General features: G+C 66.5%; 22 protein-coding genes and 3 pseudogenes. 11 read left to right on the plus strand and 14 right to left on the minus strand.

Annotated features, from left to right (window positions below; all coding sequences use genetic code 11):
- Positions 1-17 precede the first annotated feature (17 nt).
- Positions 18-926 carry a polysaccharide deacetylase family protein gene (locus KY5_RS31585; protein WP_098245407.1) on the minus strand — a complete coding sequence of 303 codons (909 nt, stop codon included), beginning with the start codon at positions 924-926 and terminating at the stop codon, positions 18-20.
- 74 nt (positions 927-1,000) lie between these two features.
- Positions 1,001-1,693 (minus strand): alpha/beta fold hydrolase, encoded by a 693-nt coding sequence (locus tag KY5_RS31590; RefSeq protein ID WP_098245408.1) that lies wholly within the window; start codon positions 1,691-1,693, stop codon positions 1,001-1,003.
- 103 nt (positions 1,694-1,796) lie between these two features.
- Between KY5_RS31590 and KY5_RS31595 the strand changes: the two genes are divergently transcribed.
- The 9 genes from KY5_RS31595 to KY5_RS42740 all read left to right on the plus strand — a co-directional run bounded on the left by KY5_RS31595 (position 1,797) and on the right by KY5_RS42740 (position 8,471).
- A complete protein-coding gene (locus tag KY5_RS31595; protein WP_159072634.1) occupies positions 1,797-2,321 on the plus strand; it encodes a VOC family protein in 525 nt (174 codons plus the stop codon).
- A 232-nt stretch (positions 2,322-2,553) separates the two neighbouring features.
- A complete protein-coding gene (locus KY5_RS31600) occupies positions 2,554-3,756 on the plus strand; it encodes a methyltransferase (RefSeq protein ID WP_418952830.1) in 1,203 nt (400 codons plus the stop codon).
- A gap of 101 nt (positions 3,757-3,857) precedes the next feature.
- Positions 3,858-5,126, plus strand: a complete 1,269-nt coding sequence (locus tag KY5_RS31605; RefSeq protein WP_098245409.1) for a Cmx/CmrA family chloramphenicol efflux MFS transporter — start codon at positions 3,858-3,860, stop codon at positions 5,124-5,126.
- A complete protein-coding gene (locus KY5_RS31610; RefSeq protein WP_098245410.1) occupies positions 5,123-5,527 on the plus strand; it encodes a RidA family protein in 405 nt (134 codons plus the stop codon). Before KY5_RS31605 ends, KY5_RS31610 begins: the two co-directional genes overlap by 4 nt.
- Positions 5,528-5,571: 44 nt before the next feature.
- On the plus strand, positions 5,572-6,156 hold the full coding sequence (locus tag KY5_RS31615; protein WP_098245411.1) for a TetR/AcrR family transcriptional regulator: 585 nt from the start codon (positions 5,572-5,574) through the stop codon (positions 6,154-6,156).
- Between the two features lie 230 nt (positions 6,157-6,386).
- On the plus strand, positions 6,387-6,485 hold the full coding sequence (locus KY5_RS42725; protein WP_234362949.1) for a tryptorubin family RiPP precursor: 99 nt from the start codon (positions 6,387-6,389) through the stop codon (positions 6,483-6,485).
- Between the two features lie 344 nt (positions 6,486-6,829).
- On the plus strand, positions 6,830-7,333 hold the full coding sequence (locus KY5_RS42730; RefSeq protein ID WP_234362950.1) for a hypothetical protein: 504 nt from the start codon (positions 6,830-6,832) through the stop codon (positions 7,331-7,333).
- Positions 7,334-7,417: 84 nt separating this feature from the next.
- Positions 7,418-7,942: a tyrosine-type recombinase/integrase gene (locus KY5_RS42735; protein ID WP_234362951.1), complete on the plus strand. Its 525-nt coding sequence runs from the start codon at positions 7,418-7,420 to the stop codon at positions 7,940-7,942.
- Positions 7,943-8,177: 235 nt separating this feature from the next.
- Positions 8,178-8,471: a hypothetical protein gene (locus KY5_RS42740; RefSeq protein WP_234362952.1), complete on the plus strand. Its 294-nt coding sequence runs from the start codon at positions 8,178-8,180 to the stop codon at positions 8,469-8,471.
- Positions 8,472-9,672: 1,201 nt separating this feature from the next.
- On the opposite strand, the gene KY5_RS31625 is transcribed toward KY5_RS42740, so the two are convergent.
- The 7 genes and pseudogenes from KY5_RS31625 to KY5_RS42750 all read right to left on the minus strand — a co-directional run bounded on the left by KY5_RS31625 (position 9,673) and on the right by KY5_RS42750 (position 16,139).
- Complete coding sequence (locus KY5_RS31625; RefSeq protein WP_324965399.1) at positions 9,673-9,993, minus strand: LexA family protein; 321 nt, start codon at positions 9,991-9,993, stop codon at positions 9,673-9,675.
- Positions 9,994-10,028: 35 nt separating this feature from the next.
- Positions 10,029-10,211 (minus strand): annotated as a pseudogene (locus tag KY5_RS31630) (aldehyde dehydrogenase family protein); the annotation flags it as partial.
- 142 nt (positions 10,212-10,353) lie between these two features.
- Positions 10,354-10,896, minus strand: a complete 543-nt coding sequence (locus KY5_RS31635; RefSeq protein ID WP_098245413.1) for a hypothetical protein — start codon at positions 10,894-10,896, stop codon at positions 10,354-10,356.
- A gap of 177 nt (positions 10,897-11,073) precedes the next feature.
- Positions 11,074-11,436, minus strand: coding sequence for a hypothetical protein (locus KY5_RS31640; protein ID WP_098245414.1), 363 nt, complete (start codon positions 11,434-11,436; stop codon positions 11,074-11,076).
- 2,290 nt (positions 11,437-13,726) lie between these two features.
- Positions 13,727-15,412 (minus strand): M1 family aminopeptidase, encoded by a 1,686-nt coding sequence (locus tag KY5_RS31645; RefSeq protein WP_234363246.1) that lies wholly within the window; start codon positions 15,410-15,412, stop codon positions 13,727-13,729.
- A 21-nt stretch (positions 15,413-15,433) separates the two neighbouring features.
- A complete protein-coding gene (locus KY5_RS42745) occupies positions 15,434-15,694 on the minus strand; it encodes a hypothetical protein (RefSeq protein WP_234362953.1) in 261 nt (86 codons plus the stop codon).
- Positions 15,651-16,139, minus strand: a complete 489-nt coding sequence (locus KY5_RS42750; protein ID WP_234362954.1) for a hypothetical protein — start codon at positions 16,137-16,139, stop codon at positions 15,651-15,653. The genes KY5_RS42745 and KY5_RS42750 overlap by 44 nt, the downstream gene beginning before the upstream one ends.
- Positions 16,140-16,350: 211 nt before the next feature.
- Here KY5_RS42750 and KY5_RS42755 point away from each other — a divergent pair.
- A pseudogene (locus KY5_RS42755) lies at positions 16,351-16,524 on the plus strand (HNH endonuclease); the annotation flags it as partial.
- A gap of 314 nt (positions 16,525-16,838) precedes the next feature.
- On the opposite strand, the gene KY5_RS31655 reads toward KY5_RS42755, so the two are convergent.
- From KY5_RS31655 to KY5_RS31675, 4 genes are all read right to left on the minus strand, one after another.
- Positions 16,839-17,444 carry a dihydrofolate reductase family protein gene (locus KY5_RS31655; protein ID WP_098245415.1) on the minus strand — a complete coding sequence of 202 codons (606 nt, stop codon included), beginning with the start codon at positions 17,442-17,444 and terminating at the stop codon, positions 16,839-16,841.
- Positions 17,445-17,866: 422 nt separating this feature from the next.
- Complete coding sequence (locus KY5_RS31660; protein WP_098245416.1) at positions 17,867-19,387, minus strand: DUF5131 family protein; 1,521 nt, start codon at positions 19,385-19,387, stop codon at positions 17,867-17,869.
- Positions 19,384-20,154, minus strand: a complete 771-nt coding sequence (locus KY5_RS41935) for a hypothetical protein (RefSeq protein ID WP_159072635.1) — start codon at positions 20,152-20,154, stop codon at positions 19,384-19,386. Before KY5_RS41935 ends, KY5_RS31660 begins: the two co-directional genes overlap by 4 nt.
- A 1,030-nt stretch (positions 20,155-21,184) precedes the next feature.
- Positions 21,185-21,460, minus strand: a complete 276-nt coding sequence (locus tag KY5_RS31675) for a hypothetical protein (protein WP_098245418.1) — start codon at positions 21,458-21,460, stop codon at positions 21,185-21,187.
- Positions 21,461-21,719: 259 nt separating this feature from the next.
- On the opposite strand from KY5_RS31675, the gene KY5_RS41940 reads away from it, so the two are divergent.
- The gene (locus KY5_RS41940; RefSeq protein WP_159072636.1) at positions 21,720-22,214 is read left to right on the plus strand and encodes a hypothetical protein; all 495 of its coding nucleotides are present in this window, start codon (positions 21,720-21,722) and stop codon (positions 22,212-22,214) included.
- A gap of 331 nt (positions 22,215-22,545) precedes the next feature.
- Here the strand turns inward: KY5_RS41940 and KY5_RS31685 are convergent.
- A pseudogene (locus tag KY5_RS31685) lies at positions 22,546-22,760 on the minus strand (IS5/IS1182 family transposase); the annotation flags it as partial.
- Positions 22,761-22,876 lie beyond the last annotated feature (116 nt).

Raw genomic sequence — 22,876 nt, forward strand, 5'->3', positions numbered from 1 at the left:
CGCCCATGCGGCCCAGCCTAGCTCCGGGCCTCCACGGGCCCGGCGGTCGCGGCGGCGCCGGTCGCCCCCGCCGCGCCGCCCGCCGCGCCGATCTGCTCCGACACCCGCACGAAGCGGAATCCGCGCTCGCGCAGCTTCGGGACGATCGTCCGCAGGGCGCGCTCGGTCGCGGGGGCGGCGCTGCGCGTGCAGTGCATGACGACCACCGAACCGGGCCGCACCCCGTCGAGCACCTGCCGGGCGACCGCGCCCGAGTCCGTGGCGAAGGCGTCGCCGCTCACCACGTCCCACTGCACGGCGGTGACGCCGGGCGCGAGCGCGCGCAGGGCTTGACGGTCGTAGCAGCCGCCGGGAAAACGGAAGTACGGCACCGCGCGCTCGACGCCCGCCTTGCGGAAGGCGTCGAAGGCGCGCTCCATGTCCGTGCGCATGCGGGGCGCGGGGACGGTCGGCAGGCCGTAGCAGCTGCCGGTGAAGGCGTGATGGCTGTACGAGTGGTTGGCGACCTCGAAGAGCGGGTCCTTGCCGATGTCCTTGGCCTGTGCCGGGTACTCCTCGGCCCAGCGTCCCGTCATGAAGAAGGTCGCCGGCACGTCGAGCCGTCGCAGGGTGGCGACGAGCGCGGGGTTGTCGAACCGCTCCCCGGCCGCCGCGCGGGGCCCCTGGTCGGCGGTCATGTCGGCGTCGAAGGTGAGCGCGACGGTGCGGCCGTGCGCGCGGGACCCGTTCATGAACACGGGGGTGAGGCCCGAAGGGCCGGGGGTGAGAGTGGGCGGGGCGGACGCGGTCGCGGCCGCGGTCGCCGGGGGCTTGGCCGGAAGGGCCGGGCGCCCCGGCGCGGCGGTGTCACCGGAGCATCCGGCGAGGACGGTGGTCAGGACGCCGAGGGCGCAGAGCGCGGCGCATCTCCGTACGAGAGTGATCACACGGCGACGATATATGCATAAATGGGATAAACCGGTTAACTACGCTGAGGGGCGCGCAGGCCGGGGCGTGGCGCTCACAGCCATCCCTCGAGCGACGCCATGAACCCGTCGAAGTCATCGCGGTGGATCGTGTGACCGGCCCCCTTGACCGTACGCACCTCGAAACCGCGCCTCGTCAGCTCGGCCTTGAGCGGCTCGTCGATGAGGAGGCTGGGGTCCGCGACCTGGACGAGGGAGGGGACGGCGGGTGCCGCCGGGGTGCGGTCCACGGCGTTCGCGCCCGAGAGGGCGAGTGCGGTGTCCGTGTCCCAGGCGGCCAGCGTGGCGAGTTCGACGTCCACGTCGGCCTCCTCCCAGCGCGGGTTGAAGTTCGTGATGATGCCGCGCGTCGCCCGCTGGAACTCCACGAACACCGCGGGGTCCACGGCCCCTTCGGCCCCGAGCGTCCACGCGGGGTCGGAGTAGACGGCCCGCGCGGGCGCGAGGCGCTCGACCGCGAGGGCCAGCGCCATCCCGCCGAGCGAGTGCCCGATCGCGAGGTCCGCGCCGACCGGCAACGTCTCGACCAGGTCGTCCGCGAAGATCTCCGCACCGTACGCGCCGCGCCCGCTCTCCCCGTGCCCGCGCAGGTCGACGCCTATCACCCGGTAGCCCCGCTCGGCGATGGCCGGTCCCACCCGCCGCCAGGTGCGGTGGTCCGACATGATCCCGTGGACCAGGAGGGCGATCCGGTTTCCGGTGCCCCATTCGTGGGTGTGCAACTTCATCGTGGTGCCCTTCTCGTACGTGGGTGGCCGGGCGGCACACGTCGATCTTGGCCGATCCGTTCCGCGCCCGGCCGACGGCCCCCAGGTGGGATAGCTTCCGCACATGCGATCGAATCTCTTCAACGTCGCCGTCGACTGCGCGAACGCGTACGAACTGGCGCGGTTCTGGAGCAAGGTGGTCGGCCACCCCTTGAACGACGACGACTTTCCCGGCGAGTCCACGGCCGTCGTGCGGCTCCCGACGGGCGTGCGGTTGTACTTCGCCGAGACTCCGGAGGCGAAGGAGAGGGTGAAGGCGGGCCGGGCCGCCGACAGCGCCGACGGCGCCCACACCGCCGACGGCGCCCACACCGCCAAGAACCCTCTCCACCTGTGCCTCCAGCCCGATGGCCCCCGCGACGCGGAGGTCGAGCGGCTCAAGTCCGTGGGCGCGACCGTGCTCGCGGATCGGCGTACGCCGGACGGCAAGGGGTGGGTCGTTTTCCAGGACCCCGAGGGCAACGAGTTCTGCGTGCTGCGCAGCGAGGCGGAATGGGTCGCGGGGGAGGTCCACGAGAAGGACCCCCGCGACGAGGCGGACACCCACGACCGGGCGGAAAAGTCGTTGCAGGGTGGGCCGGGGATGTGACAGCGTCCCGATCATGACTCTGGGCATGGTCGTCGGCTGACTCCCGCTCGCGCGCCGCGACGCGGGGGTTCCGTATGCCCTCCTGACGTGCCGGACACCCGGCACGTCCCTCTCCGATTTCTCCGATGACGGTCGTCCCGCTTTCGCGCCGGCCGTCGTTCCGGCAATCCTGAGACCCCTCTCGTCGAAGCGCTCTTCGTGCCCCTGAGCCCTGCGATCACGAGGAGTCCCCATGCCGATGCCTGCCCGCATCGAGTGGACCGACAGCGACACCAACCACCCTGTTTTCTCCGCCCGTTGGCACTCCGAGAGCGGCGCGGCCGCGCCTCGGCGCGTCGTCGTGGCCGATGACACGACCAAGGCCGCCACCGCCCACCGCCTCGCCTGCGAGGGCACCGCCCTGCTCTGGCGCGGGGACTTCCACGGCGCCCGGCACCTGCTCGCCGCCATGGCGCGCCGCGTCGACAGGAAGCCCCCGCCGCCGGGGCGCACGCCCGCGGACGCCTTCCACCAGCATCGCCGCGCCAGGGGCCACCGCGCCCGGGTGCTCGGCATGCTGCTCGTGCTCCTCGACGGGGAGTACGACCTGGTGGGGGAGTGCGACCCGGTGGGAGGACGGGGCCTGGCGCTGCGCAGGGCGCCCGACGTGCGGGCCGCCTGTCGCGCGGCGTACGGTCCGCCCGGCGGGCCGACGGCTGTCTCCCTGCGCGAACTGCTGGGCGTGGTCGGCGCGCACGAGTGGCGCGTGAAGGGGGTGCCGGTGCCCGCCCTCGGCGGGGCGCGGATCCATCCGCATTACGGAGTGTTCTCGCCGGTCAGAGGGGAGTACGTCGACCTGGTGGCGCGGGCCCTGCTGCCGGTCGCCGCCGGGCGGGACGCGCCCCGCCCGCGTACCGCGTTCGACATCGGGACCGGAACGGGCGTGCTCGCCGCGGTACTTGCCCGCCGCGGACTCGACCGCGTCGTGGCCACCGACATCAACCCGCGCGCCCTCGCCTGCACCCGGGAGAATGCTCAACTCCTGGGCCTGCAAGGGCTGGTGGAGGTGGCGGCGCCAGGGCTCTTCCCCACCGAGGGGTGCGCCGCGCTCGTCGTGTGCAATCCGCCGTGGCTGCCCGCGCGTCCGACCTCCGCCGTCGAGCAGGGTGTGTACGACCCCGGCGGCGCGATGCTGTCCGGCTTCCTGGGCGGACTCGCGGCCCGTCTCGTGCCGGGCGGTGAGGGCTGGCTCGTTCTTTCGGATCTGGCCGAGCGCCTGCAACTCCGCTCGCGCGAGGCGTTGTTGGGGGAGATCGCGGCGGCGGGGCTGCGGGTGGTCGACCGGCTCGACACCGTGCCGCGTCACCCGCGCGCGGCGGACGCCGCCGACCCGCTGCATGCCGCCCGCGCGGCCGAGGTCACCTCGCTCTGGCGACTCGCGCCCGACTCATTCTGAAGCGAACGATCCAAAATGTGCTAGCGTCCCTCTCCGTCAGTTCTGAAGCGTCCGCTCCAAAAGAGGGCGGGGCGGGCGCCGCGAGAGGGAGGACCGCCTCAATGCCGCCAGCGGTGTACATAGTCGGGCTCGGCATCTTCACCCAAGGGACCTCGGAGTTCATGCTCTCGGGCCTCCTTCCCGGCATGGCCGACGACCTCGGGGTCTCGATCCCCGACGCCGGACTGCTCATCTCGGCCTTCGCGATCGGCATGGTCGTCGGCGCCCCGCTGCTCGCCGTCGCCACGCTCGGCTGGCCGCGGCGTACGGCGCTCGTCTCCTTGCAGGCCGCCTTCGTTGTGGCCCATGTGGTCGGCGCCCTCGCGCCCGGCTACGCCGTCCTGTTCGTGACGCGCGTGATCAGCGCCCTCGCGTACGCCGGGTACTGGGGCGTCGCCGTGGCCACCGCGGTCGCGCTCGTCCCCGCGTCGGCCAAGGCGCGGGCGGTCGCCGTCGTCGCCGGTGGCCTGACGCTCGCCACCATCGTCGGCGTCCCCGCGGGTACGCTGCTCGGCCAGGTCTCCAGCTGGCGCGCCGCGTTCTGGGCGGTGGCCGCGGCGACCGTGGTCAGCCTCGTCTGCACCCTGATCCTCGTTCCCGGCGGAAACGGCGGACGCGGCGTACGTAGCGGAAACGGTGGACGCGGCGGAAACGGCGAACGCGGCGCTGGTGAACGCCCCTCCGTCAGGGCCGAGTTGCGCGGCATGGCGCGGCCGCAGCTCTGGCTCTCGTACGCCATCACGGCCTTCGCCTTCGGGGCGGTCATCGTCACCTTCAGCTATCTGGCGGCCCTGCTGACCGAGGTCGGCGGAGTCTCCGAGGGCTGGGTGCCCGCGATCCTCGCGCTGTTCGGGGTCGGTGGACTGGCGGGAATCGTGGTCGGTGGGCGTACCGCCGAGGCCAGTCCGCTCGGCACGCTCGGTCTGGGGCTCGGCGGCCTCGTGCTCTTCTCCGTACTCCTCGCCCTGACGGCCGAGGTGACGGCCGTGGTGATCGCCCTCGTCCTCCTGCTCGGATTCGTCGGCTACGTCACCAACCCCGCCCTGCAGTCACGGGTGTTCACCCTCGCGCCGGGCGCTCCGACACTGGTCGGCGCCACGAACACGGCCGCGTTCAACGTCGGCAACACGGTGGCCCCGCTGCTCGGCGGCCTGACCATCGACGCCGGGTTCGGTTACGCGTCGGTGGCCTGGGTCGGCGCCGCGCTGGCCGGGGCGGGGGTGCTCGGCGTGCTCTGGGCCGCGCGGCTCCAGCGGGCGGAACGCGGAGGTCCGTCGGCGCCGACGCCCGTGGCGCGGGTCGCCCGTGAGTCCGTGCGGGCGGAGGCGTGAGCGCCGAGGAGCGGCCCGGCCGCACCCGTGTCACCGCCGACCCCGACTGGTACGAGTCGGCGGGCATCTCGCTCGGCATCCGCGTCGGTGACCTGGTCTTCACCTCGGGGCAGGCGCCGGTCGACGTGCAGGGCGCCACCGTCGGCGCGGGGGACTTCGAGGCCCAGGCCCGGCAGGCACTCGCCAACGTCTCCACGGTCCTCGGCCGCGCCGGGTCCAGCATCGACCGGGCCGTGAAGCTCACGGTGTTCGTCACCGACATGGCCCACCAGGACGTCTTCGCCCGGCTGCGCGCCGAGTTCTACGTCGCACCCTTCCCCGCCGAGTCCTTCGTGCAGGTCGCCGCTCTCGCGGACCCCGCGTGGCTGATCGAGATCGAGGCGGTCGGCGCCGTGGAGTGAGGTGACGTTTTGTAAGCGTGTTCCAAAACGTTTACGGTGGAGCCATGGCCAGGCCACGAGAGTTCAACGAGGACCGTGTCGTCAGTGCCGCCATGGAGACGTTCTGGCGCCACGGGTACGAGGGCACGTCGACGCGGGACCTGTGCGACAGCACGGGCCTCGGCCCCTCCAGCCTCTACAACACCTTCGGCGGCAAGCGCCAGCTGTACCTGCGCGCCCTCCAGCACTACTACGACACCAGCACCGCCGAGCAGGTCGCCGTCCTGCGCGCCCCGGGCCCCGCCAAGGAACGACTGCGCGCCATGATGCTGCTCGCCGTCGAGGGGGAGCCCGAGCATGAAGTCCGCGACGAACGCGGCTGCTTCGCGATCAACGCGGCCATCGAGGTCGCCGGGACCGACCCGGAGGTCAGGGCCGCGGTGCGGCGCACCTTCGACCGGGTCGAGAACGAGCTGTGCGAGGTGGTAGAGGCGGGGCGGCGCGCCGGCGAGATCCGCTCCACCGGTGACGCGCGGACGGTGGCCCGCCGGGTGCAGAGCACGTACTACGGACTGCGCGTCCTCAGCCGGGTGCAGGACGACCGCGACGTCCTGCTCGCCACGGTGGACGGGGCACTCGCCGACCTGTGACGCGCGCCCGCCGCCACAGTGATCGGCACGCGTGCCCCGACCGCCGTCCTCTCGCGCCTCCCCGGACGCAACGGAAAGCCGCTCGGCTCCCTCTTCCAGGGTGGTCCGATGTGGGGGGAGGAGAACTACTACGGAAATGCCCCCCATCGCGTGTCACCTGCCCGTTTATCAGGTGTTGATCGGATACGGACAGGCTCCGCGGGTCCACGTTCAGTCATGTACCAAAGGAATTGACCGGAGGCATGCACATGAAGATCGTTCGCTCGCTCAAGAAGAGGATCACCGGAGAGAAGAGCCTCAAGGCGTACGCCTGGTACCACTGGTACTAGGCCGGCGAAGCGCCACATTCTGAGAGCCCATCTGACCTGCGGAAACGCAGGTCAGATGGGCTCTTTTGATGCCTCGTGTGCACACCGTATGTGCGCCGGAGTTCGATCAACGTGCATGTCATGGCACGAGTGGTGGCGCGAGAGCGCAAGGACGGTGGCGTCTCGTATGACGTCCGGTGGATAGCTGGAGGGAGCCGCAGGGGTAAGAACGAGTCGGAGATCTCCGCCGATGACAAGGCTGCGGCTGAGCGCTTCAAGAACCTGGTGGACGGGCACGGCCAGCACTGGCCCCGGGTTGGAGACGCGGCCGGGGCTTCGTCGAGCACCTCAGGAGCTTGGACGAGATGTTCGAACCCTTCGCCATGAAGCAGATTCGCCTGCTGACCGGTGTCCAGGGCGACACCAAGGCCAGGTATCGGCGGATGGTCGAGCAGAGCATGTCTCCGTGGTTCAAGAGCTTCTCCGTCCGGGACGGAGAAGGCGGGATCAACCGCGAGATGGTCCAGACGTGGATCAATGACCTGCAGGCGGGAGCGGCGGCCCCGCACGATCCGGCAGGCCGCAAGCCACGCACGAAGTTCAAGCCCAAGACCGTCGCGAACACGCATGGCCTGCTCCACGCGATCCTCCAGGCCGCAGTCGATGCCGAGCCGTCACCTCGAGCCACGAACCCGTGCGCCTACACCCGGCTTCCCCGTCTGGACGGCCACGAGCTCGAAGAGGAGATGACCTTCCTCGAACGCCAGGAGTTCGGGTGGATCTTCGAGTGCATAGCGGAGGACGCCAAGGACCTGACCGAGGCCTTCGAAGAGACAGGCGGCCGCTGGGGTGAGGTCACCGCTCTCTAGCCGCGAGACCTCCGCCGCCGGAACAACCGCCCTGCTGTCAGCATTCAGCGCGCGTGCCAGTGCGACGAGAACGGCAAGGCGTACATGGGCGCCCCAAAGACGAAGAGGAGCCGGCGCACGGTCGTCGTCACCGAGGCGTTCTGGCAGAAGCTCAAGCGCAGAGCTAGGGGTAAAGCTCAGGACGACCTGCTCTTCACCGGCCCGGAGGGCAATCGATGGGACCCAGGAACGTTCCGTCGACTGCGCTGGATGCCCGCGATCGAGCTGGCCATCGAGAAGTTCGGCCTGGCCAAGCGGCCGCGCCTGCACGACGTCCGTCACTCCCACGCATCCTGGCTGATCGCGGCGAAGGTGCCTTTGCCCGCCATCCAGAGGTGCTTGGGGCACGAGAGCATCACCACGACCGTGGACCGCTACGGCCACCTCCTCGATGCCCTGGACGACGAGGTCATCACAGCCATCGAATGGGCCATGAACCCGAATGCCCCGCTCCCGGGCTTCCTCGCGCACTCCGGACTGGCGGACGCAGCGAAAGACTTGCCTACGGTGCCGCACCAGCACCAGCATCCGCCCTCGACGAGGTCTCGTGGAAGGACGCGAGCGAGATAGCGGAGCAAGGTACGGCAGGGGGACCGGTCTTTGTTGTCACACTTGGAGGCCGCGAAGTCCCGTTCGACGACAGTCAGCACGCTCAAGACGTCGCCGATCAGTGGAACGACGACTACGAAGACGAGATGGACGCCATACGCGTCGAAGGATGGCCTGAGAGCAAAGTCGCGGCCCATGGAGCCGTAGGTCCGGAGGAACGCGAGCGATGGACCGGAGGTGGGCCAGTGTGACCCGGATGCCAGACCGGCAGCTCGCTCACGCCGCTCTGGCCTCGTACACGCCAGACGGCGCCCTTTCGTACGGGCCGCTCCCCGTCAGCAGCCGCTGGGCATGGGAATTCGAACCCGACAGCTTCACCACGAAGGCTGCCGAATACCGGATTGAGTTCCGTCCTAACGGCAACACCGAGGCCCACGTTCGCGGCATCAACAGAGCTGCTGTGAGGAGGGCGTACGAGCAGGCCTGCGCGAAGGCCCTGAAGGTTCGTTCGCAGAATCCGTACCTCGACGGGGTGCGAGCTGATGCCTGATCGCCAGTCTCATGAAGCAGGCTTTCAGCTGCCGGTCTTCCAGCCGGGCGGTGGAGCGATTGTTCAGGTAGAGCTCGCCCGGGTCACCCACGTACGTGTTGACTGAGCAGCACCTGGATGGGCAGTAGCTCGACGCGCGCTACCGATCTATCGGTCAAGCTCCAGGAAGTGTCCGAGCGCTCGGACACTGATTGGCGTGTCTGCGTGGAGCTGGCGACACCCACATAGGCATGGACCGCCGCGAGTGTCCCAAAATTGGGACACTCGTCGGCGCCCCCCCCGTCAGCGGGTAGCAGTGCACCACGTGGTGCAGTGGCCTACAGAACCTCCCCGCGGGTGCGGGGAGGAGCCTCCATCTGTCAGATCGTCTGGCACAGAAGTTGAGAACACCCCCGCGTGCGCGGGGAGGAGCCAGTACAGTGCTGGAGACGGTGATCCTAATAACTTGACGCACTCCCATCGAGTGGGAAATCGCAGAAACATAGTTTGCGGTTGCCGACAAGAGAGTGGGGCCGCGCCCTGGCAGGCCGGCCCCATGCGGGTGGGTTCTCGAGACCCACCCAATTGACCGCTTTTGCGGTCAGTGAAGGGTAAAGAGGGACCGGCTACAGGCCATGGCGCCTCCTCCAGTCGTTGAACCAGTCGGCAACAGCCCGGGTGGCCAACGCTGACAGGAAGGCGATCAAGACCTTTGCTGGTCCCTTCCTTCTGTCGCGAGACTTCTCGTCATCCATGTGTACCTCCAATGCGCTGCTTGAGTGGCATAGCCACTAACTCATGCGCCAGCGCTTGAAGTTGCACGCGTCAGACAGTCCGACATCGCAGAACCGACGATATGCCCTGCGGTCGAGACGGAGAGCCCACTTCCCGAAATCGCCCTAAGGTCACCGCTTGCCCCACGTAACGGCATAAGTGACTTTGCATTGCGCGCTCAGCGCGCTACAACGCGCGTATGGCGCGCAACGAGGAGGCGGAGCCGTCTGCCATTCCGGAAATCTCCACAATCGGAGGAGGTCGCTCCCCCTGTCGCCTGCTTGATTGCTGGTGACTCTCTGCGTCGTCGCCTAGGGGGTCGGCGGGCGGGGCGGCCCGGTATCAGTGCGGTGTTGCCGCCGAACACTGTTCCGGGTCTTCAGCGACGGTATCGGTGAGCACCAGGACGTGCTCGTCCGCCTAAACGGGTAAACCGGCGAGGACGCCGTCAGCTCGTCGAGCGAGGGTCACCCAGTGCATATCGCCTCCTTGTGATCAATGGGGGCGTCACGGTGTCGAGGCTGGGGAGATCGAGCCCGAGCCTGTGGTTAACCCGCTCAGGCCCCCGGTATGCCCTGCGTCGGTGGTCGTCTCGGGCCACCATGCCGAGCTTTTGGAGGCGGCCCAGCTGGTAGTGCACGGCCGACTTGCCGGAGAGGCCAACTCGCGCCGCGATCTCCGTCAGAGTCGGGGCCTCGCTCCTCTCGGCGATCACCTCCCGCATGCACCGAAGGATCTGCACCTGCCGCTCGGTCGGAGCATCAATCACGGTCGGCTCCTCTCGCAGGCGAGGCGGAGCAGTCGCGTGGCGTTGGCCATCGCCACCGCCTCGTCGACCGTCCGACAGCGGTAGATCGACACGACTGGGCCGAACGTCTCGTGGTCGAACAACGTCATCTCCGGGGTCACATCGGCCAGGATCGTCGGCTCGTAGAACAGCGGCCCGAGGTCGGGCCGGGCCTTGCCGCCGGCCAGTACGGTCGCGCCATCTCCAGACGGTCACTCCTTCGGCGGGCCGAATCCGCTGGCCGTGGACGACGGCCCAGGCCGCACGCCCGAGGGGCGCCAGGGGTTAATCGAGTGCCAATGCGGCCAACTGTCGCGCCCACTGGCCAAGTAGCGCGCTCAGTCACAGTTGGTGATCCACCTTCGCTGATCGGGATGACGTGGTCGAGGACGAACGGGTCGTCGTCGGGTCCGGCGTCCGCCTGGTCGGCCCCGCATCGATAGCAACAGCCGTGATCGTGCGCGGTGACCTTGCACTTGAGGGTGGCCCACCTGCCTGAGCTGATGCCGTAGCGCGCGGCCTTGTCGTCGCGTCCTGCCCATGGTGTGCGCTGGTGGGCATCGGAGGGCTACCCGGGGAAGGGCGGGGGGCGGGGTGGGGGTGTAGCCCGAGGGGGTACGCCTGGAGGGCCCGTTCCTGTATCTCGATGAGTGCCTCGGCCATGGCGCCGCGTTCGAGGTGGGGTACGAGGCGTACGTGCATGACGCCGGTGCAGGGGGTGTTGTCGTCCTCCAGGTCGGCGGCGATGGTGAGGCCGTCGTCCTCGTGGTGGGGGTGGTGGGCGGCGTCGCGGATGAGGGCGTCGACGAGGGGGGTGGGGAATTGGGCTTCGTGGAGTTCGTCGCGGTAGGCGGCGAGGCGTTGGGCGGTGGTGAGTTCCGTCATGGGGTGAGCCTCCGGACGAGAGGAAGCCCCCTGCCTGGTGGGCGATGGGGCTTCGGCCGGGGAATGTCAGGGCTTGGTGATCTTGTCGAGTGCCTTCTCCAGTTCGGCGCGGCGCTCCTCGGAGGTGAGCGCCTGATCTCTGGCAGTCCAGGAGAGGGCATAGCGGTCGACCTGCCGTCACGTCTTGTCGATCTCCTTCCGGCTGGTCGTCCACTGATCGGCGACCTTGACAGAGGGGAACTCGTAGAGGCTCACGGTGTCCGTGGTGATGAGCTGCGAGCAGTCCTTCGGACTCGGCTCCTTGCCCGCGGCCTTGTTCGAGCACGAGCCGGTGTTGTCCGTCGGTTCGCCGAGCGTGGTTACGCTCGTGGCCTCGGCGAGTTGGGCCGCGGCCTGCTTCGCGGTGGGTCCGGTCGGCTTCTTCGGGGCGCTGGCCTTGGGCTTGGCCTCGGGCTCGTCGTTGCTGCTGTCGCTGGACGAGCAGGCGGTGAGGGCGAGGGCGGCCGTGGAGAGTAACGCGGCGGTGGTGCGGTGGTTCATGGATCCCCCCTGGGATGTGGTGCTGGAGGGGTCATCATGCCCGGGCGGGTGGGGCTGGGGGGATATGCGTGAGCCCCGCGCTTGGCGGGGCTTCTGTGTCCGGGCACGCCGGACTTGGCGATTGATGTGCCATGGGTCGGGGCGTGGTGCAAGCAGGGATGCGTGGGTGTCGCGCGGTGTGTGTCCTTGAGGAGCTTCTAACTTCACATCCATACACCTGAGTTCAGTGTCCGGGATTCCGAGTCGCTGACCTCACCGAAGATCCACCCGAACGAGCCACGCAGAAGACATTGATCGGACGTCACTGTACGACACGTACCGACTATCAGAGGCCCTCCGACCCACGAACGGGCGGGCCACAGATGGGGGAATCGGACGTGCCAGCGGCATCGGAAGCTGCGGGAAGGGCGAGCTACGCAGCGCCGTTCTGCAAGTCGCTCACCTGCTAGTCCCCCCTGGGGTGATCAACTGGTCGGCCTCGCATCCTGAACAAGATTTGTCCGAAGGGATAGATCTCAGCCGGGAACGGTCCCAAGTGTCAGTAAGATGACGGGCGTTCCACCAGACCTTTCCTTCTAGGCGCCGTCGTCACCCTCATGAAGTTCTGCACAGGGTAAGGCGGTTGGCCCTGGCGGGCCCGTCAGGGCACCACGGGAAGAGCTGGAGGAGCGAGTGGTGGAACCGAACAAGCCGGAGCTGCACAGGCGTTGGACCGACCCCGAGAGGTGGCAGGTTGGACTGGCCATTGTAGGTCTGCTGGTGGCGGTTATCGCCGCAGTGGGCCAGTTCGTGCAGTAGCGAGGCCCACGCATGAGCACCGGGAGCAGTCGGGCGCTGGAACGCAGCGAGCCCGGCCTCTTCAAGGGCGACCGGGCTCGTGAACTACTGTATGGAGGGCCTGACCTGGTGTGGAGCCGGGCCGGGCCCTTCGCGGGCACTTGGGTACCCAATACACATGCGCAACATTACAGCGATTCGCGTCTGTCGCGAACGTTCTGACTACCTTCTCACTGCCCTGTGGGCTCCCTCCGAGATCCCGAAGTGCTGGTCGTGCTCGTCGCAGCACGGTTCCTGCGTCGAGGACGATGAACACTCCACCTGCCACTACGTAGGCGAACCAACACTGCCCTCGGAGCACAGCGTTGGCCGTCGCCATTGGCTCGGCGCCGCGTTCCCGCCCGTCGGCCACTTCGTCGATGAGCGCGAGCAATTCCTCGTGCATGTTGTCCGGCAGCGCGGTCAGTACCTCGTCCCCGGTGGGCGGGAGATCCACCCTGTGCATAACGCCCTCTTGTGATCTACAGGAGCAGCACGGTATGGCGGATCACCAAGCCCCTGCGCACGCCTGTGGATAGCCGACAGAATGTCGAACATGGATGCGGGAGATGCGGCACTCGTCGGCGCCATAGCGGCCGTGCTCGGAGCAGCCGTTGGGGCAGGAGGCGCGCTCGGCTCGGCTGCGATCACAGGACGCAATCAAGCACGGACTCAGAACGAGCACTGGCGGAGGCAGGTACGGCGGGACGCCTACGCAGCCCTCTTGGGAGCGGTAGCTGACTGCATCCTCGCAATCGATGCGGCACGGGACCTTGCCCTCGGGCCTACACCCTCCGATTTGCGGCAGTCGTATGAGGCGGCCCACGAAGCCCTCGGTGCGGTCCGTCGTGCTGCGAACCTGATCTTCCTCGAAGGTCCTGAACCCGTGGCTGACTCCTGTACAGACTTGGTTCGAAGCCTGGACACCTGGCACAAAGGCCTGATTGGGCTCCGCGAGAGACGCACTAACGAGGGCGCCACTACGTGGATGACCCGGGCGCGAACCGAGGCCATTGACCAGCTAGAAACGTTCCAGGAGCACGCGAGGGACGTACTCGATGGCTATTCCTGGTGACGGCTGCCGGACTCGGAGGTACCAGTGACGCCACCTTTTGTCCCGGTCATCGAGCACCTCCCCAACCGCAGTTGCTGTGTCGTTCCTCCAGTACGACTGATCCATCCGAGCGGGTGACGCGCGAGCAGCCACCCACACCGCCCCCGCGCCCGCCGCGCTCCTCGCACTGCCCACCCTCGCCGCAACCACCGCGCTGATCGCCCTCGCCCAGGACCTGCCCGCAGCCGTCCTGGGACCAATGCTCGGCCTGCACCCGGTCACCGCGGTGCACTGGCACTGGCGCGCCAGCACGGACTGGACCGCCTACCTCCAAGCCCGCATGGCCACACCGCCGAAGACGTGAAGCGGATTCTGCTGGTATCGATTGCAGATCGAGCGGTGGACCGGGCTGGAAAGCCTTCAGCCGCGGGAGCGCAGCATGCGGTCGGCTCGGTCCAGGAGATTCGTGCGGAGGACCGGGACAACCTGTGCCGCCAGTTTTTCCGCTCGTCCGACGAAAGTCAGGTCGATACCGAACACCGGGAAAAGCCATTTGGTGTAGGTCCGCGCCGGCACAGTTCCGCTGCGGTGGATGGTTTGCACGAGATCGAGGTAGACCTCAGCGTAGGGCCTGAGCAAGTCGTCCTGACCGGCGCTCCAGAACGGCGTCGCGACTGAGTGGACCGAAGCGAGAAGCACTGCACGGTCGTTCGCCAGCGTCTGCCAGACCGCATTCTTCTCGGCCGCGTCCGGGGTCGCCGCGTGGACCTGGAGCCTGCTGACCCACGCATCGGGATCCGGGTCGCAGTCGAGCAGCGCCTGTGCCTCGGCTGCGGTCGGGCTCCCGAGCTGAGCCTTGCGAACCAGTGCTCGCCACTGGAGATCGATGTCCTCCCCGGCCTCGGCCTGGAGCCATGCCACCTCCTCCACCCCGGCCGCAGTGCGCGCGAAGCCGCGCAACGCCGCTTTGCGGTAGGCGCCGACGCCGGAGAGGCCACGGCACACCGCAGCCACTGCTCGCAGCAACTCGTCCCGCTCCGACTCCGAGCTCCACAGATCTGCAGCCTCGACAGCCAGGTTGAGATACGGCTCGATCACCGATGCGGACGTCTCGACAGCGAGCACTACGGTCAGGCGCTGCACGGCTTCGGCGGCTGTCGCTTCGCCGTTGCTCAGCATGTCCCAGGCCGTGGTGACGGCGATACCCCACGCGGTCGCGGTGGGCAGGCGGGCGGCGTTACGGAAGAACGCGTCTCTGGTCGTGGCGTCAGGTCTCGTCGAGGCGAAGGTCAGGTCTTCATCGTTGACCAGATACAGGTCCCCTCCTGCTGGCAGGTCGAGCCGGGCCCGTTCGCCCGCCACCTCGACTTCGACGAGTGCCATGCGCTCAAGGTGGTTCCCGGAACGCTCGTAGGCGCCGACGGCAAGCACATGCGGGCGCGGCCGGCCCCCCGGACCCTGAGAGACCAGGGCAAACCCGTCTGTGTCGTGGCCGAGAGTCAGCCGGTCGGTGCCCGCTGTTTCCAGCCATCCCGCACGACAGTGGTCCAGGTCACGCCCGCTGGCGTCGGCAACCGCATCGATCACGTCCTGCAGCGTGGTGTTGCTCCAGGCATGCGTGGCGAAGTGGTTGGTCAGCCCTGCGGAGAAGTTCGCTTCGCCGACGTACGTCATCAGCTGCTGCAGTACGGACGAGCCCTTGGGGTAGGTGATGGCGTCGAACGTCGCTGCGGCCTTGGCGACGTCGTGGACCTGCTGGCGGATCGGGTGCGACATGGGTCCCTGGTCCATGAAATAAGCTTTGAGTTTCTCGCTGGCCAGGTGTGCCGTCCAGGCATCGGTGCACGGCGTCACGCTCACGGCCCAGTTGCTCGCGAACGCCTCGTTCAGCCAAAGGTCGTCCCACCAGCGCATCGTGACGATGTTGCCGACCCACATGTGCGCGAGTTCGTGCAGCAGGTACCGCGAGAAGATGTCCCACTTCGCCCTGGTCGGAGTAGTCCTGCGCAGGAACCAGTCCATCCAGGTGACGCAGCCGAAGTTCTCCAACGCGCCAGGGAACTCGGGCGTGAAGACCTGGTCGTACTTGTGCTGCGGAAACGGTATACCGAACTTGCCGGCGAAGAACTAGAGCCCCTGCGTGGTCAGGGTGAACAGCTCGTCGGCGTCCCGATCCAGGACCGAAGCCAGCGACTGCCGGGCGAAGAGCCCGAGATCATGACCAGCTCCGCGACGACGCAACTCGTAGTACGGGCCCGCGTTGATCACCGTGTTGTACGCCGCCAGCGGCGGCGTCGGCGGGAAGGTCCAGCATCGCACCGAGCCGAGGTCTTCGATCTGCGGGTCACCGCTGTTGCTCAGCACCCGCCAGCCGGAAGGAGCGGTCACGGTGAACGCCCACGGCGCCTTGAGGTCCGGCTGATCGAAGCAGATTCAACACGTACCGGGCGTAGTCGGGACTGAAGCCGGTGTAGACATACGTCTCGCCGTCAGAGGGATTGACCGCCTTGTGCACACCCCGGCCATCGGCCGAGCACTCCGTCACCGAAACCACCCTGAGGACGTTGCGCTCGCCAAGCCCGGTCAGCGCGATCCGGCCCTCGACAGCCGGCCGCAGCACGACCCCGTTGCGCGTGGCGCTCTCCACCGCCGCAGCACAATCGACAACAGTCTCGGCCCCGGGCCGGTGACACGTAAAGGTGATCGTCGACTCGCACCGCACCCGCGAGCCGGTCATCAGATCCGAAAGGTCGACGGCAACGGCATACCGCTCGACCGTCAGCAGGATCGCGCGCCCCTCGGCCTCAGTCTGGGGCAGACTCCTGTTGCTCATCACTTTCCCCTCCCCTTTCACCGACGGCATCTCCCGGCGAGCCCCGACCCGTCGCCAGATCCATAGCGACCGCTGGCCAGGACTTCAATCAGGTCCTCAGGGGTGCAACAAGAGGTGCAGGGCACACGGCGAGCGCGCTTCCTCTACAGGGTCCAGGAGCAGGCACGAAAGGAATATGACACGTTCCGAATGACGCTCCCCGCCAACTTGTGCCTCCCAGTGGAGCCCGGCTCACCGTGAGGACTACGCCAATGATCTGGACGCCGAGCGCTCGCTGGTGGCGGTCACCGCGAAGAGCAACCGGTCCAAGGCCCATAAGGACCCTGCCGGATGGCTGCCTCCGCTCGCTGACGCCCATTGCACCTACGTGGCCGATTGGACGGCAGTGCTCCCGCGCGAGCGGAGGTGAACCGTTCGTGGGAAGACCGCCCCCCGTTGGAGTTCGGGCCCCGTCTGGGCAAGAGTTGCGGGCGCAGACATTCGCTGCTCTGGGCGCACGTGTGCGCCCAGGGCCGGACGGAGGCGGATCGAGTGGGATTGAGACTGATGGGAACGGTGTTGTTTGCCCTGGTTTTCCAAGGTGCGTCTCAGATATGGGTGCGGAGACCGCGGCCTGGGCGGGGGTGCGTGGGCTGACCTGCGATGGCTCGCCCGACGGCGCCGGCCTGGCGGCCGTCCAGACCGGCGGACGGGGCGACGTCACGCAGGGACGCCGAGTGGCGGGTGCTCAAGCACGCGGGGCTTGTACTCGACCAGCTGGATGCGGCCGTCGAAGGTGCGGTGCTCGATCATCTCGAGAGCAACGTCCGGATAGCCATCGTAAATGCGTTCTTCGCCCGTGGCCCCGGTGATCACCGGGAACACCACGACCCGGAAGCGGTCGACGAGTCCGGCTCGTAGCAGGGACCGGCACAGGCTGAGGCTGCCGAGCGTGCTGAGGAGCCCCGAGCCACTCGACTTCATGGCGCGGACCGCCTCGACGGCATCGTCGCGGACGAGCCTGGAGTTGGCCCACGTCAGTGGCTCCTCTAGTGAGGAGGAGAACACCACCTTGGACGCTCGCGTGAGCTCGTCGACGGACGCCTCTTCTTCGGGCCTGAACTCGTCTTGGCCATCCGGGACCTCGCCTGCGGCGAAGCCCGACATCAGGCGGTAGGTGTTTGCTCCCATCAGGTAGGTGGCCTTGGGCTGCTCGCCGAGCCATGCGATGTACTCCGGGCCCTCCAGGCCCCAGAACCCGGGCCATCCTTCTCCTGATGCATGGCCGTCGAGGGAGGTGATGAAGTCGACGAGAAGCTCCGACATGGCGGTTCCTTTCCTGAGGTGTCACGAGCTTGGACCGGCCGGGAACCACAAACTCATCGGCCCTCAGCTCAGCCCCACCCGCGAACGGCCCAGGCCAACCGTCACGCTCAGCTAGGCCAAGTACAGCGCTCAGGGGCCAACTGAAGCGCTCAGTCACAGTTCGTACGAGGTCATCAGGGATCGAGTGGCGCATACGCTCAACTAGATCACGTGTGCGAATTTGTGCAAGGATCTCCGACTTCACCACGGAGTACCCATGGTCAGTCCGCATGCCGTCTGGCCAGCGATGCCCACACTGATGGCTTACAACTGGCAGGTGCGCGATTCTGCGGCGTTTCACACCAGTAATAAGGTCGGCCCTGTTGCGATGGCCGCGCTCTGCCCGCACTGCCGACCGAAGGCTGGCAGAGCGACGGACGTGGTTACAATCCTTGGTACCAAGTGTTCGGTTCTTGGGCTACGGGAGAAATCGCAGCTTCAGGGTCCTCGATCGGGTATTCGTTCGGAAGTTTCATTCCAGGCTTTCCATTAACCAGGTTTGGTTTCAGATGTACGCGGCACCCTGATTCCCTAGCCTGTGCCACGAGATCCACTACCCACTCAAATGGAGGAGAAAAGCTCGGAACCAATCGACAATCTTCACCCGCTCCCTGAGTAGTCTCGGTCTGAGCGCCGATTACGACCCAGTCGAACATCGAGAGATCGTCAAATTTGAGTGGCTCTCTTAGAGGCTCAATCGAGAGCCATTTTACCTTAACTCCGTCAATTTCCCTGAAGGCGTCTTCAGCGATCCGTACACGCTTTTGCTCGTCGATGCTCGTGCCGACCCAAGCAGTCGGTGGAAGATCGACCTTGGTGTACCGCATCGGGAACTTAGTTAGAAGAAGGTATTCCCACATAGGATTAGCGGTCATGACCGAATGGACCTCAAGGATCCACTCCTCGGGAACCCAGCGACCGTAGAGGTCCGCCATTGAGCAAACGAACACCCGGTGCCATGTCGGATCGTTGCGGTGTTCCTCAGGAATGCGTGTGTTAGCTGGAGCTTGTAGGCGCTCGTGGTGGAATAGAGGATCGAACCCGACGGGGTTTACCTGAGGGAAGCGTTGGGTAATCCCGCGGGCATAGCAGTAGGTACATCCGTGTAGACAGCCAGTCACTGGATTCCATGACCATCGCGCCCAGGAGATTCCCTCGCCATCGACTTGGTTGTTGAACGTCGACTTTCCGGAGGGTTTGTTGTACGGCACTTCCCGGCCGTCGTGTGTCCTCAGCGTCAGCAGGACCCCGCTGGGCTTCTCACTCGGAGGCCCCTCTGGCAACTCGCGCAGCCGCTGGCGAGCTCGCTTCTCGGCCTGGTCTAGAGCCAACTCTCCCGATCGCACCTTGTCCACGAGCTCGGGTGCGTACTCAGCGACGGTCTTGGCGCGCTGAACAGAGCGAGCTGAGGTTCCGACCGTGCGGGCGGCTCTCGCACGGGAAGTCTGATCGTCAGGATGTTCGGACGCTTCTGGCTGATCGGCCAGAAGCGTCGCTCCTGTGACCTGGGAGCTTACCTGTTCCGCGGTTCGCCTCGCTCCTTCGCGTTGACGTTCTTTGGCCTCCTCTGTGTAGGCCTTTTCGTACTCAAGAGCGAGAAATGCCTTCTGGCCGGCCGAGAGCTGGCGTCGCGCTACATTCTTCGAAACGATCAGGTCGAGGATCATGGACTCCGTGTGATCCTCCGGCAGGGACTCGAACGCTGGCGTGATGCCAGCAGACTCGCAGGCGAGGTACCGGTTGCGGCCATCGAGGAGGACCGTTCGGTCGTGGTTGAGCAAAATAGGATCACGGAGGCCGTGGTACTTGATATCGAGTACCAAGTCTTCCATTTCCTCGCCCTGAAGTAGGGGGAATACGTCCGCGAATGAATGCACTTGGTAGGGGCCGAGCTTCTTGATCATGCACAATCCTCGTCGCTTACCTCGTCACAGTCGGGCCAGAATGTCATCTGCTCGGGCGGTGGGGCTTCCTTGTACGCGTCGATCATCTGGAGTCTCTCATCCTTCGTCGCGGCTAGCCAATACTCTTCCTTGCCGCGAATGCCTTTCATTTCTGCCTTAGTGAGGAAGTGCCGGAATAGTTCATTTCGGAACATGCCATCGCCTGCGCGATGCCAGGTGATAGAGACGTCGTGGCCTTGTTGCTTGAAAGCCCTGCGGACCAATACCTCTGTCCTGTTGCGCCACTTGTCGGAGGTTTCGATAAGGTACGACCACTGCGCGTCGTCGTTCGCTGCGGCGAGGCATAGATCGCGAGAGGAGGGCAAGGTACTCTGGAATTCGGCCATGCGATCGAAGCACTCGATGCGAGTCGGCCTCATCTTCTTGTCGCGCTTAAGTCCTGTGGCGTTGCATCCCATGGTCGTTAGGCTGCGGAAGAAGCGGACGCCACTCCTATTTAGCTCGTGGGAGAAGGTTGAGCGCATAGCCCATCCGGTGATCGCATTCGGATCATTGATCGCGAAGACGGCGTCGCTTCCCCTGACCAAACTCACGGACGCATCGGCGCCATTGCCATTGATGATGTGCAGGGTTGCCCGAAAGGACTTCCAGCAAGTATCGCCAACCTGAGCGTACCCGAACTCTGGTAGTCGCTGCCGGAGGTTGGCTAGTAGCCGTGCGTATGTCACGGGATTGATCTCGTAAAGGAAGACCTCGACTGGGATCATCGACCGAGTAGCCTGATATGCGAGGATTCCGGGTGAGCAATTCCGGTTCCAGTACTCTCCGCCAGGTACCGTAGCGTCACCAGCGGTGAGATCGAACCAGACTAGGCGTCGCGGGGGTCTGAACAGGTGGGGGGCTGCCCCTACCTCTTCGCCGATCAACTGGTTGAGCATCATGTGCTTGGCGGGCGTGCGCCAGTCACTCCGGCCGACATCTAGCCGCTTCACCACGCCGCGGGCTCCTCACGGGGGTCCCGCGTCTTGCGTGAGCCGCGACTGTCCGGGGCAGCAGACCGTACTGGTGTAACTGCCGGTAAAACCAACGCAGTTGAACAACTGTTACCCATGGTGTATTTGGTGGCGTAAGAATAGAACGAGTGGCTGTAGTCGATTCTGTTGTTCGATATGCGGCGTGAATTCATTCATTCGAGTGAAAGGTGTCCTTGCTCGACTGAACGTTCCCTGGGCGCTGGTCAATTGGGGCTGCTTCCCCCTTCACTCACGTGCTCTTCGAGGCGCTGGGGCCGGTTCTGATGTCAGGCCGCAGGGGGTCACCACAGGCTCAGAGGCCTGCCGAGCGCTGCCGTGACACGGATGCCGTGAGCGATCTGCCCTCCGGATTCGCCGAGCGCCAGGCCGACTTGTATCGCCAAGCCGATGGCCCGCGAGCGGCCAGCGGGCCCGCGGAGGTCGGCCAGGGGGCTGCCGGGATTGCGGCGCCGCGCCAGCCATTCGGTCCGGTTCTCCGCCGGGGTGCCGAGCCGCAGGTGCTTCGGCTGCTGGCACGAGGTCGGAGCGCCTGCGGACGATTCAAGTAGATGCCTCCGAGCTGCACCACATCCGGGCTGCCGCTACCGAGCGAGCACGATGGCGGCCGGCTCCACAGAAAGTGGACCAGAGCCACGCTGCCCCTGGAGCTCCGGCGTCGTGGAAGGTCATGTCAACCGGATCAAGATGCCAAGCGGCAGATGTTCAGCCGCGCAGGATTCGAGCTCCTCCGAAAGCGAGTCCTGCTCTACGAGTAAGGAGGAGGTCAGGAGTCTTCCTCGACGAGGCCGAACCCCGCGGGGAAGCCCTCCAGGAATTCGCGGCGCGATGGATCCGGCTCCTCCTCGGCCATCGAGTGCAGCACTTCAATGAGCTCGATTCGCTGATCACTCGACAACTGCGTCACCAGGTGGGCCACGCCCTCCAGGACCTTGACCGCGTCATCCTGGTTCATCTGGTAGTCGTCGCACCCCTCAACGAACCAGAGGACGTCGACCAAAGCCTCCGCCAGAGCGCGGGTCAGCGACGAGTACGCAGACATCGACAAGGTCTCCCAACAGGCGGCTGACAGAGCGAGATCATCTCAGCTTGTCCTACCGTTCTAGCGCGGGCCTACGCCGGTCATTCGTAGGATCGGTGAACCCGAGGACTGTGGGGGTGCCCGGTGCCGCCCACTGCGAAGCGTGAGGAATTCGGTGCGAAGGCGAGTTGACCAGGTCGCGCAGACTGAAGTGCGGCAGGCCCTCCTGTTGTTCCACGAGGCAACACGCCCGTCATCGCCGCAGCCCAGGTTCGACCTGATGGACTTCAAGGAGGGTCACTGGCCGGGGGCGGACGAATTCCAGCCAGCCGGCGGAGTACTCGAGGGCGCACAAACCATCATCGTGGCAACCCTGCTCGCGCCGTTCGCACAGGCCGTCTCGTCAACAGTGGGCACACGAGTCGCTAACACCATCGGCCCCTGGACACGGCTGCAACTCCGGCGCCTCCTACGCCGCGAAACACGACGACACCGCGTCGGAGTGATAAACCGTCTGACCCGAAGTCCACTGCTCCTCACCCACCACAACGTCGTCATCATCCTGCCTACTGGCATCCCCGCTGATGCACTGGCGCTGCTCCCCGTCATGAACTTCGACGACCTCAGCCACCACTTCGACCTCGGCGCCGCCATCGTGGGTTGGCAAGACAACAGATGGCAGGCACACGGAGCTCGTCAGGGACTAGCCGCCCTCTCCGAATGGGATCCCGCCACGGCCACGTGGACACACCGAGGACACGCGCAGCCAGACTGAGTGAGCTGTTTGACCTCTGACCTCGAACATCGTCTCGTACGGGCTCATTTGTTGGGAGAGTCGCCGGGCACGCTGACGGCCCTCGCATGAGCATGCGTTCCGCCACAGAACCACGTTCATGCGAAGGCCGCAGAGGAGAGTGTGCCGGACCATGATGTCCTGCGTCCTCCCGGTCCGAAGCTGGGGAGCCGAACCTCCTTCACCGTGGTCATGCGGCGATAGCAGATGAGGAACGCGGCGAGTCCCGCGCGTGCATGGACGGCTCTCACGTCCGAAAAAGAGGGGGAGCTGCGACTGGTCCGTCGCCGGTCGATCGGCGTAAGACGTCATTTCACTTGGTGAGTCTGCGGTGGCACATGAGGGTCGCGGCGATGGCGGTGAGGGCCAGGAAGTGTTCTGGCTTGCGCTCGAAGCGGCGGTGCAGGCGTCGGCAGCGGACAGCCAGGACACGGTCCGCTCCACGAGCCAGCGGTGTCGGCCCAGATGCCGGGAGGACTCGACACCCTTGCGGGCGAGACGGTGCCGGATGCCCCGGGAAGCGAGCCACGGCATGAACATCGGCTTCGCCGCCTGAGCGCCCGACGCCGGGCGTTCTCCGCAATCTGCGGAAAGCGCTGAGTTGACCGGTGCGATAACCGCAGGCGAGCGTCGGCGCGGCCCTG

Origin of the sequence: Streptomyces formicae (genome assembly GCF_002556545.1) — a bacterium.
Classification (GTDB): Bacteria; Actinomycetota; Actinomycetes; order Streptomycetales; family Streptomycetaceae; genus Streptomyces; species Streptomyces formicae_A.

What these genes read in the sequence shown, in the direction of transcription:
- KY5_RS42735 (WP_234362951.1), top strand. Translation starts at nt 7,418, where the DNA reads ATGGGCGCCCCAAAGACGAAGAGGAGCCGGCGCACGGTCGTCGTCACC.
- KY5_RS31605 (WP_098245409.1), top strand. Translation starts at nt 3,858, where the DNA reads ATGCCGCCAGCGGTGTACATAGTCGGGCTCGGCATCTTCACCCAAGGG.
- KY5_RS31655 (WP_098245415.1), bottom strand. Translation starts at nt 17,444, where the DNA reads ATGTCGGAGCTTCTCGTCGACTTCATCACCTCCCTCGACGGCCATGCA.
- KY5_RS31635 (WP_098245413.1), bottom strand. Translation starts at nt 10,896, where the DNA reads ATGACGGAACTCACCACCGCCCAACGCCTCGCCGCCTACCGCGACGAA.
- KY5_RS41940 (WP_159072636.1), top strand. Translation starts at nt 21,720, where the DNA reads ATGGACTTCAAGGAGGGTCACTGGCCGGGGGCGGACGAATTCCAGCCA.
- KY5_RS31660 (WP_098245416.1), bottom strand. Translation starts at nt 19,387, where the DNA reads ATGATCAAGAAGCTCGGCCCCTACCAAGTGCATTCATTCGCGGACGTA.
- KY5_RS42730 (WP_234362950.1), top strand. Translation starts at nt 6,830, where the DNA reads ATGTTCGAACCCTTCGCCATGAAGCAGATTCGCCTGCTGACCGGTGTC.
- KY5_RS31675 (WP_098245418.1), bottom strand. Translation starts at nt 21,460, where the DNA reads ATGTCTGCGTACTCGTCGCTGACCCGCGCTCTGGCGGAGGCTTTGGTC.
- KY5_RS41935 (WP_159072635.1), bottom strand. Translation starts at nt 20,154, where the DNA reads ATGATCCCAGTCGAGGTCTTCCTTTACGAGATCAATCCCGTGACATAC.
- KY5_RS31600 (WP_418952830.1), top strand. Translation starts at nt 2,554, where the DNA reads ATGCCGATGCCTGCCCGCATCGAGTGGACCGACAGCGACACCAACCAC.
- KY5_RS42740 (WP_234362952.1), top strand. Translation starts at nt 8,178, where the DNA reads ATGCCAGACCGGCAGCTCGCTCACGCCGCTCTGGCCTCGTACACGCCA.
- KY5_RS31615 (WP_098245411.1), top strand. Translation starts at nt 5,572, where the DNA reads ATGGCCAGGCCACGAGAGTTCAACGAGGACCGTGTCGTCAGTGCCGCC.
- KY5_RS42750 (WP_234362954.1), bottom strand. Translation starts at nt 16,139, where the DNA reads ATGAGCAACAGGAGTCTGCCCCAGACTGAGGCCGAGGGGCGCGCGATC.
- KY5_RS31640 (WP_098245414.1), bottom strand. Translation starts at nt 11,436, where the DNA reads ATGAACCACCGCACCACCGCCGCGTTACTCTCCACGGCCGCCCTCGCC.
- KY5_RS31595 (WP_159072634.1), top strand. Translation starts at nt 1,797, where the DNA reads ATGCGATCGAATCTCTTCAACGTCGCCGTCGACTGCGCGAACGCGTAC.
- KY5_RS31590 (WP_098245408.1), bottom strand. Translation starts at nt 1,693, where the DNA reads ATGAAGTTGCACACCCACGAATGGGGCACCGGAAACCGGATCGCCCTC.